The 16271-nt window shown below is 29.4% G+C and carries 16 protein-coding genes; 8 read left to right on the top strand and 8 right to left on the bottom strand.

Features of this window, described 5'->3' with window-relative positions:
* Window positions 1-12: 12 nt before the first annotated feature.
* The 5 genes from DYA59_RS07205 to DYA59_RS07225 form a co-directional block, all read right to left on the bottom strand.
* Window positions 13-984: a ribose-phosphate diphosphokinase gene (locus DYA59_RS07205; protein WP_115270795.1), complete on the bottom strand. Its 972-nt coding sequence runs from the start codon at window positions 982-984 to the stop codon at window positions 13-15.
* Between the two features lie 3 nt (window positions 985-987).
* Entirely contained in the window at window positions 988-2337 is a 1350-nt protein-coding gene (gene glmU, locus DYA59_RS07210) for a bifunctional UDP-N-acetylglucosamine diphosphorylase/glucosamine-1-phosphate N-acetyltransferase GlmU (RefSeq protein WP_115270797.1), read from the bottom strand.
* 89 nt (window positions 2338-2426) lie between these two features.
* Window positions 2427-2981: a DnaJ domain-containing protein gene (locus tag DYA59_RS09610; protein WP_115270799.1), complete on the bottom strand. Its 555-nt coding sequence runs from the start codon at window positions 2979-2981 to the stop codon at window positions 2427-2429.
* Between the two features lie 30 nt (window positions 2982-3011).
* Window positions 3012-3587 (bottom strand): tetratricopeptide repeat protein, encoded by a 576-nt coding sequence (locus DYA59_RS07220; RefSeq protein WP_245943723.1) that lies wholly within the window; start codon window positions 3585-3587, stop codon window positions 3012-3014.
* A gap of 138 nt (window positions 3588-3725) precedes the next feature.
* A complete protein-coding gene (locus DYA59_RS07225; RefSeq protein WP_115270801.1) occupies window positions 3726-4478 on the bottom strand; it encodes a MipA/OmpV family protein in 753 nt (250 codons plus the stop codon).
* A 246-nt stretch (window positions 4479-4724) separates the two neighbouring features.
* Here DYA59_RS07225 and udp point away from each other — a divergent pair, with 246 nt between their 5' ends.
* The 6 genes from udp (at window position 4725) to deoC (ending at window position 9830) form a co-directional block, all read left to right on the top strand.
* On the top strand, window positions 4725-5507 hold the full coding sequence (udp, locus tag DYA59_RS07230) for a uridine phosphorylase (protein WP_115270803.1): 783 nt from the start codon (window positions 4725-4727) through the stop codon (window positions 5505-5507).
* A 26-nt stretch (window positions 5508-5533) separates the two neighbouring features.
* Entirely contained in the window at window positions 5534-6736 is a 1203-nt protein-coding gene (locus DYA59_RS07235) for a NupC/NupG family nucleoside CNT transporter (RefSeq protein ID WP_115270805.1), read from the top strand.
* A 62-nt stretch (window positions 6737-6798) separates the two neighbouring features.
* On the top strand, window positions 6799-7215 hold the full coding sequence (gene cdd / locus DYA59_RS07240; RefSeq protein WP_115270806.1) for a cytidine deaminase: 417 nt from the start codon (window positions 6799-6801) through the stop codon (window positions 7213-7215).
* 17 nt (window positions 7216-7232) lie between these two features.
* The gene (gene deoD, locus DYA59_RS07245) at window positions 7233-7943 is read left to right on the top strand and encodes a purine-nucleoside phosphorylase (RefSeq protein WP_115270807.1); all 711 of its coding nucleotides are present in this window, start codon (window positions 7233-7235) and stop codon (window positions 7941-7943) included.
* Between the two features lie 13 nt (window positions 7944-7956).
* Window positions 7957-9147: a phosphopentomutase gene (locus tag DYA59_RS07250; protein WP_115270808.1), complete on the top strand. Its 1191-nt coding sequence runs from the start codon at window positions 7957-7959 to the stop codon at window positions 9145-9147.
* Window positions 9148-9161: 14 nt separating this feature from the next.
* The gene (gene deoC / locus DYA59_RS07255; protein ID WP_115270809.1) at window positions 9162-9830 is read left to right on the top strand and encodes a deoxyribose-phosphate aldolase; all 669 of its coding nucleotides are present in this window, start codon (window positions 9162-9164) and stop codon (window positions 9828-9830) included.
* A gap of 306 nt (window positions 9831-10136) precedes the next feature.
* Here the strand turns inward: deoC and glyA are convergent, their stop codons facing one another.
* From glyA to DYA59_RS07270, 3 genes are all read right to left on the bottom strand, one after another.
* Window positions 10137-11372, bottom strand: a complete 1236-nt coding sequence (glyA, locus tag DYA59_RS07260; RefSeq protein WP_115270811.1) for a serine hydroxymethyltransferase — start codon at window positions 11370-11372, stop codon at window positions 10137-10139.
* A 16-nt stretch (window positions 11373-11388) separates the two neighbouring features.
* Complete coding sequence (locus DYA59_RS07265) at window positions 11389-11745, bottom strand: arsenate reductase family protein (protein WP_115270813.1); 357 nt, start codon at window positions 11743-11745, stop codon at window positions 11389-11391.
* A 131-nt stretch (window positions 11746-11876) separates the two neighbouring features.
* The gene (locus DYA59_RS07270) at window positions 11877-13991 is read right to left on the bottom strand and encodes a glutamine synthetase III family protein (RefSeq protein ID WP_115270815.1); all 2115 of its coding nucleotides are present in this window, start codon (window positions 13989-13991) and stop codon (window positions 11877-11879) included.
* Between the two features lie 251 nt (window positions 13992-14242).
* Between DYA59_RS07270 and ptsP the strand changes: the two genes are divergently transcribed.
* Together ptsP and DYA59_RS07280 are read left to right on the top strand one after the other, a co-directional pair.
* Window positions 14243-15976: a phosphoenolpyruvate--protein phosphotransferase gene (gene ptsP / locus DYA59_RS07275; protein WP_115270817.1), complete on the top strand. Its 1734-nt coding sequence runs from the start codon at window positions 14243-14245 to the stop codon at window positions 15974-15976.
* Window positions 15977-15999: 23 nt separating this feature from the next.
* A complete protein-coding gene (locus DYA59_RS07280; protein WP_115270819.1) occupies window positions 16000-16269 on the top strand; it encodes an HPr family phosphocarrier protein in 270 nt (89 codons plus the stop codon).
* Window positions 16270-16271: the final 2 nt, after the last annotated feature.

Raw genomic sequence — 16271 nt, forward strand, 5'->3', positions numbered from 1 at the left:
TTTCTGCCTAAATTAATTATCCATTATTAATTTTTTTTCAAACAACTCAGAAACTGATTGATTATTTATAATTCTCCTAATTGCTTCAGCAAAAATTTCATCTACTGATAATACAGTTATTTTATCTAATTTTTTTCTCTCTGGTAAAGCTATTGAATCAGTTATTATAACCTCTTTTAAAGGTGAGGCTGCAAGTCTTTCTATTGCTGGATCTGAAAATACAGCATGTGTACAACAAGCATAAGCTTCTTTTGCTCCCCTTTCTATAATAGCAGCAGCTCCATTAGTTATTGTTCCAGCTGTATCTATCATATCGTCTATGAAGATTGCTGTTTTTCCTTGAACCTCTCCTATTAAGTTCATTACTTCTGACATATTTGGCTTTGGTCTTCTTTTATCAATAATAGCTATTTTACAATCTAGCCATTCAGCTAATTTTCTAGCTCTTTTTACTCCACCTATATCTGGGGAAACTATAACTACATCATCTCCATATAATCCTTTTTTCATAAAATATCTTACCATTAATGGTAGTGCTTGCATATGATCAACAGGAATATCAAAAAATCCTTGAATTTGATCAGCATGTAAATCCATCGCTATTAATCTAGTAGCTCCAGATTTCGTCAATAAATTAGCCACTAACTTTGATGTAATTGGCTCTCTGGGATTAGATTTTCTATCTTGTCTAGCATATCCATAGTAAGGAATTATAACATTGATACTTTTAGCTGATGCTCTTCTTAAAGCATCAGTAAAAATTAATAACTCCATTAAATTTTCATTTACAGGTTCAGAAGTTGACTGTACTACAAACACATCTCTTCCTCTTACTGTTTCATCAATTTTAACGAATACCTCTCCATCTTTAAACCTAACTACTTCTGCTTTCCCTAAAGGCAACCCATATTTTTCAGCTATTTTTTTAGCTAAGTCTTTGTTTGAAGTTCCAGTGAAAATTTTTACATTTTCAGAATTAATCATTTTTTATTTCCTCCAGTCGATCTTAATAATTTGTTTACTTCTCGATACAGCTAATGAACTATTAGGAACATCTTTTGTAATCACAGAGCCAGCACCTACAAGAGCTCCTTCTCCTACGTTTACGGGAGCTACGAGCATAGTATCACTTCCTATAAATACATCTTTACCTATTATAGTTTTAAATTTATTTACACCATCATAGTTACATGTGATTGTTCCAGCACCAATATTTGTATTTTCACCAACTTGAGCATCACCTAAATATGTCAAATGCCCAGCTTTTACCCCTTTTTCCAAAATGGATTTTTTAACCTCTACAAAATTTCCTATATGTACCTTTTCTTTAAGATAAGTCTTAGGTCTTAAATGAGCATAAGGCCCAATCGTCACTCCATTGTCTATACTACTTTCTTCTACGACTGAATTTTCTATTCTTATATCATTTCCAAGAACAGAGTTTACGATTCTACTATTTCCTATTATTTCACAATTTTCTCCAATAACTGTCGCTCCTTGTAAAAATACTCCTGGATATACTATAGTATCTTTTCCTATTTTCACATCATCTTCTATATAAGTAGTTTCTGGATCAATAAGAATAACTCCTTCCTCCATTAATTCCTTATTTTTTCTATTTCTCAAAATTTTTCCAGCTTGAGCTAACTCTATCTTAGAATTCACTCCTAAAATTTCCATATTATCTTCTAAAATAAAACTTTGAACTTTCTTATTTTCAGATACTTGAATTCCTATTACATCAGTAAGATAATATTCTCCTTTTTCATTTTTGTTATCTATTCTTTCTAAAGCTTTAAAAAGTTCTCTTGAGTTAAAACAATATACTCCTGCATTTACTTCTTTGATTTTTTTTATCTCCTCAGTAGCCTCTTTTTCCTCTACAATAGCTTTCACTAAACCATTTTCCTTCACTACTCTTCCATAACCAAATGGATTATCATAAACTGAAGTAAGTATAGTTGTAACAGCCTCACCTTTTTTATGATACTCATATAAAGCCTTTAATGTACTATCTCTAAGCAGGGGAGTATCTCCACACAATATCATTACATCCCCATCATAATTTTGAAGTTTTCCTTTTGCTTGAATAACAGCATGACCTGTCCCCAATTGTTCATTTTGTAAGACATAATTACAATTTTCTCCTACAATTTTTAAAACTTCCTCTTTTTTATGCCCCAAAATAAGTATATTTTCCTCTGGATTCAATCCTGATAAGACCTTTATTATCTTTGATATCATTGGAACTCCATTTACTTTATGAATAACTTTAGGTAATTCTGACTTCATTCGAGTTCCTTTTCCAGCAGCTAAAATTAACGTTTTTAATTTCATAAATACACTCCTTATAAAATTGCACTGTACATTTATAAAAGACTTTCCATACGCGCTAAATTATACCATACTTACTTACCTATTTCAAGTTAAGAAAAATCTTTTGAAAGTTTTTCGTAAGCTTCATTTATCTCCTTTAATTTATTTTCATGCTGTTCCTTTTCTATTTCACTAGCATTGGTAAACTTATCAGGATGATGTTTCTTTACTAAATCTCTATATGCTTTTTTTATTTCATCTCTACTAGCATCTCTACTAATTCCTAAAATATCATAATACTTTCCTCTATCTTCTGTATAACCAAATGGGTTATTTCTATTATGATAACTATCTTGTTGTTGCCCCTTAAAATCTCCACCAGCTTGACGAAAAAAATCCTCAAAATCTTTTGCATTATTACCATTATATCTGTAATAGTAAGTTCTTCTTGTACCTTTAGGCTGATTCCTATTTTTTAAATAATTAATAAATATAATTAACAATATTAACCAAAAGAAATTTATTGCAAACCAACCTAGAAATGTAACTAATAAAAATACTATAAATAATACAGGTGCCATACCTATAGCCCTATTAAAGCCAACTGTTATTCCTATAAATAAAAATAGTATTAATATAAAAGTTAATGAAACACTATAAATCATTTATTCTCCTTACTCTATACTTTTGAAACTCTAAATTACTTTTAACTCTAGTTTCTTTTTCAACTCTCGTATCTTATCCGAAACATTTTTTTCACGCGGATCTATTTCATAAGCGATCGTATACTCTTTTAGAGCCCTTTCTAACAATCCCATTTTCTCATATTTTTGTGCAAAATCTATATGAGCCTTATAAATATCTAGATCTAAAAATATTGCAAAATCATAACTCATAACTGCTTCCATAAGCTTTCCTGCTCTTGAGTAAGCATTACCTAATAAAAAATGTACAAAAGCAACATCCGGATCTATATCTAAAGATTTTTCAAAAGCTTTTATCGCATTTAAATAATCTTCGTTTTCATAATAAAGTTGTCCTAAAAAAGCTAATCCTTCTGCTTTATTATCTCTATAATCTAATACCTTTTTATATATTTTTATAGCTCCTGAATAATCCCCCTTATGATATAATAAAATAGCTAGCCCTCTTAATAACTCTATATCATTAGGATTGCCCAAAAGTGCTATTCGTATCTCTTCTTCTTTTTTCAATAAATCTTTCATATCTAGTTGATTAAAAATTTCTGTCTTTAATATACTTCTATCCAAAATAATTTCAACCTCCCACCCCAAAGAGTTAATACGTTAATATTATATCATAATTTTTCATTATATAAAGAATTTTTTTATAAACATGAACATAGTATAAATTAAGTTTAACAAACAACTTTATATAATTTTACATCTTTAAAAAGTATAAATTAAAGCTGCTCCAAACACATAAATCAGATCATTATCAACTATTGGAGAGTTTGATATTTCTTTTGGTAACTTTGTCACACCAGTAAATCCCATTAATGACAAAGTTTCATTTATTCTATAGTTTCCTAAAACTCCTATCCCTACTCTATGAGCCTCTCTTCCATTAAATGAGTTGGTTATTTTTTCTCCTTCTGCTCTCCCCAGCTCACTCGAATCAATCCCAAAATAATAATTTATAAAATTCGAATCATAATAAATATAATTTAATGATGGAATTAATACTATTTTTGAAGATACATAAAAAGGTCTGCTTAAGCTTAAATTAAAATGGCCACCTTCCTTTCCATACTCAACTGCTAACTTTGTTTGAAGATTATATATTCCAGGATAATAAGTTAACTCCATTCCACCCATAAAATAAGTATTTCTATCATTTATTCCTTTATAACCTGACTTCATATCACTATTCTTTACTTCATATCCACCAAAGGGCATACCATAAAGGGATAAAACATAATTATCTTCTTCTATTAATTTATATCCTAAAGATAAACCATAAGTACTTCCTCCTTTAAGGAAAAATTTATTATACTCAAAGTCTACTATTGGTAAAATATATGTATTTTTATTATTATGATATATAGGTGTTGTCACTCCATATCCTATTCCAATATTTCCAGCTAATATATTTTGAGTTAAAATTAATAAACTTCCTAGTAATAGTAGTTCTTTTTTCATAAATTTCCTCCTAAATAATTTATACCTAAAATATTTTAATGAATTCAATAATAAATTTATTCAATTTTATCATATTTTTCATAAAAAATAAACACCTCTATATTTTAATATTTTTTATAATTTTTAGACATCTTTATAGATAAAAAACAATTTAATAATTGACACTTTTATTTAGTTATGGTATATTTTAATTATAAATTATACAACTTTGTAGACATTTATTAAAATTATTCAGGAGGTCATATCATGAAATATGCTGAAGAAGGGGTACAATATCACATAGGATTAAGAAAGGGAGATGTAGGTAAATATGTAATTTTACCTGGAGATCCTAAACGTTGTGAGAAAATAGCAAGACATTTTGATGATGCTAAACTTATTGCAGATAGTAGAGAATATGTTACATATACTGGTTATTTAGATGGTGTTAAAGTAAGTGTTACTTCTACTGGAATAGGGGGACCATCTGCTTCAATAGCTCTTGAAGAGTTAGTAAGAGTTGGAGCTGATACTTTCTTAAGAGTTGGAACTTGCGGTGGTATGCAAACAGATATAATGGGAGGAGATTTAGTTATCGCTACTGGGGCTATTCGTATGGAAGGAACTAGTAAAGAGTATGCACCAATAGAGTTTCCTGCTGTTGCTAATCTCGAAATTACTAATGCACTTATTCAAGCTGCTAAAGATTTAAATAAAAAATATCATGTTGGAATTGTTCAATGTAAGGATGCTTTTTATGGACAACATGAGCCTGAAACAAAACCTGTAGATTATGAACTAGTGAACAAATGGAATGCTTGGGTGCGTCTAGGATGTAAAGCTTCTGAAATGGAATCTGCTGCTTTATTTGTTGTTGGAGATTATTTAAAAGTTCGTGTAGGTTCATCTTTTTTAGTTGTTGCTAACCAAGAAAGAGAAAAATTAGGACTAGAAAACCCCGTTGTTCATGATACAGAGGCTGCTATTGAAGTTACAGTTCAAGCTATTCGTAACTTAATTAAACAAGATAAAGAATCTGGTCTTTTATAATTTTAATTAAATAAATCGGAGGAATGATGAAAGGGATAATAATTTTAATTGGTATAGTTTTACTATTAGGTCTATTGTATCTTATATCTTCACACAAAAAGGAAGTAAAAATTTCTATTGTTGTAAAAGCTTTAATTGTTCAATTTATTCTAGCTTTTCTTCTAGTAAAGTTTCCTTTTGGAAGAATTGTAGTATCTAAGCTTTCTGATGTAGTTACAAAAATTCTTAGTTATGGATTTAATGGATTATCATTTGTATTTGGTAGTTTAGCAGACCCTAGTCAAGCTACTGGTTTCATATTTATAATAGGTGCTCTTGGAAACATAATATTCCTATCAGCTCTAGTAGCTGCTCTTTTCTATCTTGGAATATTAGGAGCTATTGTTAAAGTTATTGGTAAAGTAGTAGGGAAAATCTTAGGAACTACTCAAGTTGAAAGCTTTGTTGCTGTTGCTAATATGTTTCTAGGACAAACTGAAAGTCCTATTCTTGTTAGTAAATACTTAGGAAATATGACTCAAAGTGAAATAATGGTAGTTTTAGTTTCTGGAATGGGAAGTATGTCTGCTACAATAATTGGAGGATATACTGCTTTAGGTATCCCTATGGAGTATCTACTTACAGCTTCAGCTCTTGTTCCCTTTGGAAGTATTGCTATCTCAAAAATTCTTTTACCTGAAACAGAGCATGCTAAAGTAATTGAAAATGTAAGTATGGATAGAAAAGGACATCATGAAAATATTATATCAGCTGTTACAGAAGGAGCTGTAAACGGTATCCAAGCTGTTATTGCCATTGCTGCTTCTCTTGTAGCATTTATCTCTATTGTTTCTCTTGTAAATGGTATATTAGGAGTTGCTGGATTAAGCCTTGAGAAAATTTTCGCATATATATTCTCTCCATTTGGTTTCTTTATGGGATTAGAAGGTAAAAATATCTTGTATGCTGGAGAATTACTTGGATTTAAATTAGTCTTAAATGAATTTGTTGCTTTTCAAAATTTAGGTCAACACCTTGCTTCTTTAGATTATAGAACAGGACTTATGTTAAGTATTGCTATGGCTGGGTTTGCTAATGTTTCTAGTATGGGAATTTGTATTTCTGGAATATCTATACTTTGTCCTGACAAAAGACCTGTACTTGCTAGACTTGCTTTCAAAGCTATGATAGGTGGTTTTGCTGTAAGTATTTTAAGTGCGATGATTGTTGGATTTATCACAATTATATAAATTTATGTTATAATATATTGGGGTTGATTTTCAACCTCAATTATTACTAGAAGGAGGTATTTATGCAAAAAATATTTGAACAATATAAAGATATTCTAGATAGAGCTTTTGAGGTAATGGAAAAAGCTTATGCACCTTATTCAAAATACCATGTTGGAGCTTGTGTAAAAACTAAAGATGGAAAATATTATGTTGGAGCTAATATAGAAAATGCTTCTTATGGGCTTACTAATTGTGCTGAAAGAAGTGCTCTATTTCATGTATATTCTTTAGGGTATAGACAAGATGACATTGAATCTATGGCTCTAGTAACTAAAGGGAACACTTTAGGAAGTCCTTGCGGAGCATGTAGACAAGTTATGGTTGAGCTTTTAAAAAAGGATACCCCTATAATTATTGCTAATACAAATTCTCAAGCTATGATCACAAATATTGTTGAACTTTTACCTTTTTCTTTTACAAGTGATGATTTAAAATAATAGGAGGATATATTAATATGACACCACACAATAATGCTAAAATCGGAGAAATTGCAAAAAATGTTTTAATGCCTGGAGATCCTTTAAGAGCAAAATTTATAGCTGAAACATTTTTAAAAAATATAAAACAAGTTAACTCTGTTAGAAATATGCTTGCCTATACTGGAACATATAAAGGAAAGGAAATTACTGTTATGGCTTCTGGAATGGGAATGCCATCAATAGGAATATACTCTTATGAGTTATTCAAAGTATATGGAGTAGAAAATATTGTACGTATTGGTTCAGCTGGAGCTTATGTTGATAAGTTAGATGTATACGATGTTGTTTTAGCTGAATCAGCTTGGAGTCAATCAACTTTTGCTCATACTCAAAATGGATATGAAAGTGATACTACATACCCAGATAAAGAATTAAATGAAAAAATTATAGCAACTGCTAAAAAATTAGGTATTCCTTTACATGTTGAAAAAATTCATTCAAGTGATGTATTCTATACAGAGCCAAATGTAGATAGCTATAAAGAGCATTTTGCAAAACATGGTTGTACATGTGTAGAAATGGAGAGCTTTGCTCTATTCCATAATGCTAAAGTTTTAGGTAAAAAAGCAGCTTGTCTCTTAACTATATCTGATTCTTTCACTTCTCATAAAGTTACAACTCCTGAAGAGAGACAAACTGCTTTCACTAAGATGATGGAAATAGCTCTAGAAACTTTTATTGACTAAAAAGGAGATTAATATGAAAAAATACAAAAGAATTTTTACAATAGTATTAGATTCATTAGGAATTGGGGCTATGAAAGATTCTGAAAAATTTGGAGATATAGGAGTAGATACACTTGGTAATATTGCTAAATCTGTTTCTTCTCTTAATATTCCAAATCTGCAAAAATTAGGATTAGCTAATCTACATCCTATTAAAAATGTAAATACAGTAGAAAAACCATTAGGATATTTTGCTGTTCTTAATGAAACTAGTGTTGGAAAAGATACTATGACTGGGCATTGGGAGATGATGGGACTTAATATACAAAAACCTTTCCAAACTTTTACTGATACAGGTTTTCCAAAGGAATTAATAGATGAACTTGAAGCTAAATGTGGACGTAAAGTAGTTGGAAATAAATCTGCTAGTGGTACAGAAATACTTGATGAATATGGAGAACATGAGATAGCTACGGGAGACATGATAGTTTATACCAGTGCTGACTCAGTTTTACAAATCTGTGGACATGAAAAATATATGGGATTAGATAATCTTTATAAATATTGTGAAATAGCTAGAGAACTTACTATGAAAGATGAATGGAAAGTCGGGAGAATAATAGCTAGACCATATATAGGTGAAAAAAAAGGAGAATTCAAAAGAACAAGTAATAGACATGATTATGCTTTAAAACCTTATGGAAATACTGCTCTTAATGTTTTAAAAAATGCTGGACTAGATGTAATTTCTGTTGGAAAAATTAATGATATATTTGATGGAGAGGGAGTTACTGAGTCTCATAAATCAAAAAGTTCTGTTCATGGAATGGAACAAACTATTGAAATAGCCAACAAAGATTTTACAGGTCTTTGTTTTGTAAATTTAGTAGATTTTGATGCTTTATGGGGACACAGAAGAAATCCGCAAGGTTATGCTGAGGAGATAGAAAAATTTGATAAAAATTTAGGAGTACTTCTTTCTAAGTTGAGAGAAGATGATCTGTTAATATTGACAGCTGATCATGGAAATGATCCTACTTATACTGGAACTGATCACACTAGAGAACAAGTGCCTTTTATAGCTTATTCTCCATCTTTTAAAGAAAATGGAAATTTAGGAGAATTTGATACCTTTGCTGTAATAGGAGCAACAATAGTTGATAACTTTGGACTAACAATGCCTCAAGATACTATTGGATACTCTATTTTAGATAAAATAAATTAAGAGAGGATATGTATATGGATAGAAATAAAATATTAAGTGCTGTTGACCACACACTTTTAACTCAAAATGCTACTTGGGAAGATATAAAACAAATTCTTGATGATGGAATAAAATACAGTGTTGCTTCTGCTTGTATTCCAGCTTCTTATGTAAAAAAAGCTAAAGAATATGTAGGAGATAAGCTACCTATTTGTACAGTAATTGGTTTCCCTAATGGGTATTCTACAACTGCTGTAAAAATTTTTGAAACTGAAGATGCTATTAAAAATGGTGCTGATGAAATAGACATGGTTATCAATATTACTGATGTAAAAAATGAAAATTTTAATGCAATCTTAGAAGAGATTAAAGATATTCATAAAGCTTGTAATGGTAAAATATTAAAAGTAATCGTTGAAACTTGTCTTCTAACTGAAGAGGAAAAAATAAAAATGTGTGAAATAGTTACTAATTCAGGAGCTGAATATATTAAAACTTCTACTGGATTCTCAACTGGTGGAGCTACATTTGATGATATAGCTCTAATGAAAAAGTATGTAGGAAAAAATGTTAAAATAAAAGCTGCTGGAGGAATCTCTTCATTAGATGATGCTGCTAAATTTATGGAACTTGGGGCTGATAGATTAGGTACAAGTAGAATAGTAAAAATCATCAAAGGGGAAAACTTTAAAAATATATATTAAAATCTAACAAATTGAAAAGAAGAATTTTATACTACAACCTCTATCTTAGATATCTAAGATAGAGGTTGTAGTTTTTAACAAAAGAATAAGATTAAAAGGATTAACGTCTACAGAATACAGGAGTCAATCCTTATTAATCAATGATTAAATAATAGTATCTAAGAAAGAGAATTCACTACATTTTAATTCAAGAATAATGTTCTTTTTTTACTTTTTCCTTTCTTATTCTATTTTTTCAAATTTTAATTATTCAAATACTAATTGAATAAAGAAAATTTAAAAATATCTAAATAATAACTTTAAACTTTAATACAATGGAAAATTTAAACACAACTCTCTAACCTCTTCTCTTATTTTCAAAAGTTCACTTTCATTTTCAATATTCTCAATAACTCTAAGAATAAACTCTCCTATTTTCTTCATCTCTTCTTCTTTCATTCCTCTAGTCGTCATAGCAGGAGTTCCTATTCTTATTCCACTGGTGACCATTGGTTTTTCAGTATCATAAGGAATACCATTTTTATTTACAGTTATCCCTGCTAAATCTAAAGATTTTTCAACTTGCATACCTGTAAGTCCTTTAGATTTTACATCTATAAGCATCATATGGTTATCTGTTCCTCCACTTACGATTCTAAGTCCTCCCTCCTCTAAAACTTTAGCTAAAATTTTAGCATTCTTTACAATTTGTTTTTGATATTCAACAAACTCAGGTGTCAAAGCCTCTTTAAATGCTACAGCCTTAGCTGCTATTATATGCATAAGAGGGCCTCCCTGTATTCCAGGAAATATAGATTTATCAATCTTTTTAGCTATCTCTTCATCATTAGTCATAATAACTCCACCACGAGGTCCTCTTAGTGTTTTATGAGTTGTAGTAGTTACCACATGAGCATATGGAATAGGAGATGGATGCACTCCAGCAGCAATAAGTCCAGCTATATGTGCCATATCTACCATTAAATAAGCTCCTACTTTATCAGCTATCTCTCTAAATCTCTTAAAATCTATTATCCTTGAGTAAGCACTAGCTCCAGCTATTATCATTTTAGGCTTAGTTTCAAGTGCTATTTTTTCTACTTCATCATAGTCTATTTTTTCATCAGATTGAGAAACACTATATGATACAATATTGTAGTCTTTTCCTGAAAAATTTACATTTTTTCCATGAGTCAAATGTCCACCATGATCCAATTTCATTCCCAAAACTGTATCTCCTATACTAAGAAGTGCTTTATATACTCCCATATTAGCTTGTGACCCTGAATGTGGTTGAACATTTACATAGTTTACACCGAATAATTTTTTAGCTCTTTCAATAGCTAATTTCTCAGCTATATCAACTATATGGCAACCTCCATAGTATCTCTTATCTGGATATCCTTCAGCATACTTATTTGTCATTATACTTCCAGCTGCTTCTAATACAGCTTCTGATACAAAGTTTTCAGATGCTATTAACTCTATTCCCTCGTTTTGCCTTTTCTTTTCAGCCTCAATAGCTTCAAAAATATCTTTATCTACTTCACATAGTTTATTCATATTCCCCTCCTAAAAATTATTTAAAAAACTCTTCCCATTTATCCTTTTTAAATCCTATTAAAACACCATTTTCTGTAATTAACAAAGGTCTTTTTACTAGCATTCCATTAGATGACAAGATATCTAACATCTCATCTTCAGTAGCAGTAACAAGTTTCTCCTTAAGTTTCATCTCTCTATAAAGTATCCCACTAGTATTAAAAAATTTTCTTGCTGATAAACCACTTAAAGCTATAAATCTTTTAAGCTCATCTTTGGTTGGATTATTCTCAACAATATGTCTATTCTCAAAATTTATTTTATTTTCCTCAAGCCATTTTCTTGCATTAATACAAGTACTACACTTAGGATAATTAATAAATAATACTGACATCTACCCCTCCTTATAAATTTAATAATCTCTATGATTTAATTATACTAAATTAGTCATAATAAATGCAAGCTAAAATTAATAAAAAAAAGAGGATATTGAAATTACTTCCAATATCCTTTTTTATATTTCAATTATAATCTAAACAATAAATCATAATAAGTAGGAATAGGCCATACAGTCTTATCAACTAACAGCTCTAATGAGTCTACTACATATCTCATTTGATTAAATATTGGCACTAACTCTGTATTATAATAACAAGCTCTTTCATACTCATCTGATATCAGCATTGCTACTTTTAATCCTTCATTTAATTCAGTTATACAATTTTTTAATTGATTTTTAAATCCTATAACTTTGATTAAATGCTCTTTATCAAATTGAATATACTCCTCTTCTTTTAATGCTTCTCTTACACTATTAATCATTTGTGATATATTTGTTATATATTTTATAACACAAGGATATATTTCATTTCTTGCCATTCTTATTGCTGTTGATATCTCAATATTAGTTTGTTTATTATATCTATCACTATAAACCTTAAATCTTGAATAAAGTTCATTTCTCGATAAAACACCATTTCTTTCAAATAACTCAATTGTTTCTTCTCTAATATATACAGGTATTCCCTCAATAGTATTTTTTAAATTTGATAACCCAAGCTCTTTAGCTTTACTTATCCATGAACTTTCATATCCATTTCCATTAAAAATAACTCTTTTATGAAGATTATACCTCTCCTTAATAAGTTTAATTATATATTTATTAATATTTTGAATTGGATTAGTTTTCTCTAAAATATCAGCATATTCTCTCAAAATATCAGCAACAATAGTATTTATCATAAATACTGGTGTTGAAGCTGAAGCACTTGAACCAGGCATTCTAAATTCAAACTTATTTCCTGTAAAAGCAAATGGAGAAGTCCTATTTCTATCTGATAAATCTTTTGCTATTTTAGGAATACGAACTCCTATATTAATTGTTTCATTGATATCCGATGTCTCTAAGAAAGAAGCGTTTCCTATATTTTCAAATAATTCTTGCAATTGTTCTCCTAAAAATATTGATATTACTGCTGGTGGAGCTTCATGTCCCCCTAGTCTATGATCATTTCCTGGAGTTGCAGTACAAGCTCTCAATATATCAGCATACCTATCTATTCCTTCTATTACTGCCATTGTATATAGTAAAAATTGAAGATTCTCTGCTGATAAATTATCTGGATCAAAAAGATTTATTCCAGTATCTGTAGCTAGTGACCAATTACAATGTTTTCCTGAACCATTTACTCCTGAAAATGGCTTCTCATGCAAAAGAGCAGCTAATTTATGCCTATTTGCTATCTTCTTTATAGTATCCATAGCAAGATGATTTTGATCAACTGAAACATTTGCCGAAGTAAACATCAACGCTATTTCAAATTGATTAGGCGCCACTTCATTGTGCTTTGTTTTTGCCATTACTCCTAATTTCCAAAGCTCTGCATCTAATTCTGCCATGAATATTTCTACTCTTTCTTTAATAGTCCCATAATAATGATCATTCATCTCTTGCCCCTTTGGTGGAAGATTTCCAAATAAAGTTCTTCCAGCCAAAGCTAAATCTTGCCTTCTATCCCAAAACTCTTTCTCTACAAGAAAATACTCCTGCTCTACCCCTAAAGTTACATTGACATGCTTTGTATCAAAATCTCCCAATAATCTTTGCATTCTTAATGCTTGTGCTTCAATAGATTTAATTGATCTTAAAAGTGGAACTTTTTTATCTAATGCCTCTCCATTATATCCAACAAAAGCTGTAGGAATATAAAGTGATTTAGTCATTCCCTCTCCTTTTATAAACATAGGAGAACTTGTATCCCAAGCTGTGTATCCACGAGCTTCAAAAGTCGATCTTAATCCGCCATTAGGAAAAGAAGATGTATCCGCTTCTCCTTTTATTAGATCTTTTCCAGAGAATTGAGACATAATAGTTCCTTCAGAAGTTACAGATATAAAAGACTCATGTTTTTCAGCTGTTAATTCAGTAAGAGGTTGAAACCAATGAGTAAAATGTGTAGCTCCTTTTTCTGTTGCCCAACTTTTAACTGCATTAGCAATGACATCAGCCACTTCTAATGACATCTCCGCATTACCTTGTTGAACGGCCTTAAATTTTTTAAAAACAGAACTAGGAACCCTACTTTTTAATTCAAGCTCTGAAAAATAATTAGCCCCAAAAACATCCAACATAGTGTTCATTTTTAAACCCTCCTAAGCATTTTTCATACTATAATAATATACTAAACCAACTCTAATACATTTATATTCGTGATATTTATCTTATTATTTCTTGACATAGACTATATTATTAATGATTTTAGCACATGTTCATAATATAATCAATAATTTTTTTAAAAACTTTCCTTTTTCAATTAAAAATTGAAAAAAAAACTAAAATAAGATATAATTTTATGTAGTATATAAGTAGATATAAAGAGGTGGATTTTTTAATGAAATACCTGACAGGAAAGTGTGTATATGAAGGTGTTGTAATTGGAAAAACTTATTTAGATACAAATATAAATTTGCAAAATGAAAAAGAGAATATCAGTTTTGAAGAAATTGAAAAAGAAAAAACAAGGCTAGAAATATGTATAAAAAAATCTATTCTCTCATTAAAAAATTTAAAAATGGACTTAAGTAATAAAATTGACAAACAAGAGCTTGAAATAATTGAAGCTCATCTCTTATTAATCTCAGATCCTATATATATTTCTGACATAAGAAAAACAATAGAGCAAAAACAAAAAAAAGCAGAGTTTGCTATAAAAGAAGTTACAGAAAAGTTTATAAGATTATTTGAGAATATAAATATCCCTATCTATAAACAAAGAGGTTTGGATATTAAAGATGTGGGTAATAGATTAATCGAAACTTTGAATAATGGGAATGAAAATTATAAAAAATATGATGAGAAAATACTTGTTACAAAAGAAATTTATCCAACTGAGTTATTAAAAATTCATAAAGAAGGGATTAATCTAAAAGGAATTATTATGGAGTATGGTGGTGAGACATCCCATTTAGCTATTCTTGCTAAAGCACTAAAAATACCAACACTCATGGGAGTAACAAATATCTTTAATTATGACTGGAAAGAGGAAATTATTTTAGATACTACTCAAGAAAATGGGTTAGTAATTATAGCTCCAAATGACTCACAAATAAAGGAGTATTCAAAAAAAAGAGAAAATTTTTTAAACATTCTTGAACAAGTTAGACAATCAGCTTCTTCACCTTGTATTACAAAAGATGGTAAAAATATAAATTTATATTTAAATTTAGGTACTAATGAGCAAAAAATAAACTCTGAAATAGATAGAAAATTAATAGCAGGAGTAGGATTACTTAGAACTGAACTAATTTATATGAATACTACTTCTTTTCCATCTGAAGAAGAACAATTAAAGAAATACAAACAAATATTAAATGGATTTTCAAAAGAACAATCTATCATAATAAGAACCTTAGATATTGGTGCAGATAAACAACTTTCTTATTTTAAAATGAAAAATGAAACCAATCCTTTCTTAGGACTTAGAGGTATTAGATTTTCTTTGAGATACCCTGATATTTTCGAAACACAATTAAGAGCAATTCTCAGATTATCTAATGAAAAAAATGTAAAAATAATGTATCCTATGATAACAAGTATCAATGAAATAAAAAAAGCCAATATAATTTTAGAAAAAGTCAAAGAAAATTTAAAAAAAGAAAAAATTCCTTTTAATGAAAAAATTGAAGTTGGTATCATGGTAGAAGTTCCTTCTGTTATCTTACTAGCTGAAGAATTTGCTAGAGAAGTTGACTTTTTTAGTATTGGAAGCAATGATTTAACCCAATATATTTTAGCTACTGATAGACTTTCAGAAACTGTTGGTGAACTCTATTCTTCATATAATCCAGCTGTTCTAAAAGCTATATACTACATAAAAGAAGCTGCTGATAAATATAGAAAAAAAGTTTCTGTATGTGGAGAAATGGCTGGTGATTTAAAAGCAATAATTGCTCTTTTAAGTTTAGGTATAAAGGATTTCAGTATGGTAGAAAGCTCTATATTGGCTGCTAAAACTTTAATTAGAAATCTCAATTACGAAGATCTAGGCAAAATTAAAGAAAGTATCTTAAATTCTAAAGATGAAAAAGAAGTAAAAAATATTTTAAAAAAGTACATCAATTATTAAAAATTAGGAGATTAAAAAATAATATGAAAAGTATAATAGTAGAAATCAAAAATAAAGCTGGACTTCATGCTAGACCTTCATCACTTTTTGTACAAGTAGTAACTAACTACGATTCTAATATAATTGTAAAATGTGGTAATGAAGAAATAAATGGAAAAAGTATAATGGGATTAATGTTATTAGCTGCAGAGCAAGGTAGAAAATTAGAGCTCATAGCTGATGGTCCTGACGAAAATGAAATGTTAGAAGCATTAGTAAATCTAATAGAAGTTAAAAAATTTAATGAGGAATGATT

Source organism: Fusobacterium necrogenes, assembly GCF_900450765.1.
GTDB classification, from domain to species: domain Bacteria; phylum Fusobacteriota; class Fusobacteriia; order Fusobacteriales; family Fusobacteriaceae; genus Fusobacterium_A; species Fusobacterium_A necrogenes.

Bases quoted from the DNA above. Each gene is read 5' to 3' on its own strand.
- DYA59_RS07205 (WP_115270795.1), bottom strand. From the start codon at position 984: ATGATTAATTCTGAAAATGTAAAAATTTTCACTGGAACTTCAAACAAA.
- glmU (WP_115270797.1), bottom strand. From the start codon at position 2,337: ATGAAATTAAAAACGTTAATTTTAGCTGCTGGAAAAGGAACTCGAATG.
- DYA59_RS09610 (WP_115270799.1), bottom strand. From the start codon at position 2,981: ATGATTTATAGTGTTTCATTAACTTTTATATTAATACTATTTTTATTT.
- DYA59_RS07225 (WP_115270801.1), bottom strand. From the start codon at position 4,478: ATGAAAAAAGAACTACTATTACTAGGAAGTTTATTAATTTTAACTCAA.
- udp (WP_115270803.1), top strand. From the start codon at position 4,725: ATGAAATATGCTGAAGAAGGGGTACAATATCACATAGGATTAAGAAAG.
- DYA59_RS07235 (WP_115270805.1), top strand. From the start codon at position 5,534: ATGAAAGGGATAATAATTTTAATTGGTATAGTTTTACTATTAGGTCTA.
- cdd (WP_115270806.1), top strand. From the start codon at position 6,799: ATGCAAAAAATATTTGAACAATATAAAGATATTCTAGATAGAGCTTTT.
- deoD (WP_115270807.1), top strand. From the start codon at position 7,233: ATGACACCACACAATAATGCTAAAATCGGAGAAATTGCAAAAAATGTT.
- DYA59_RS07250 (WP_115270808.1), top strand. From the start codon at position 7,957: ATGAAAAAATACAAAAGAATTTTTACAATAGTATTAGATTCATTAGGA.
- deoC (WP_115270809.1), top strand. From the start codon at position 9,162: ATGGATAGAAATAAAATATTAAGTGCTGTTGACCACACACTTTTAACT.
- glyA (WP_115270811.1), bottom strand. From the start codon at position 11,372: ATGAATAAACTATGTGAAGTAGATAAAGATATTTTTGAAGCTATTGAG.
- DYA59_RS07265 (WP_115270813.1), bottom strand. From the start codon at position 11,745: ATGTCAGTATTATTTATTAATTATCCTAAGTGTAGTACTTGTATTAAT.
- DYA59_RS07270 (WP_115270815.1), bottom strand. From the start codon at position 13,991: ATGAACACTATGTTGGATGTTTTTGGGGCTAATTATTTTTCAGAGCTT.
- ptsP (WP_115270817.1), top strand. From the start codon at position 14,243: ATGAAATACCTGACAGGAAAGTGTGTATATGAAGGTGTTGTAATTGGA.
- DYA59_RS07280 (WP_115270819.1), top strand. From the start codon at position 16,000: ATGAAAAGTATAATAGTAGAAATCAAAAATAAAGCTGGACTTCATGCT.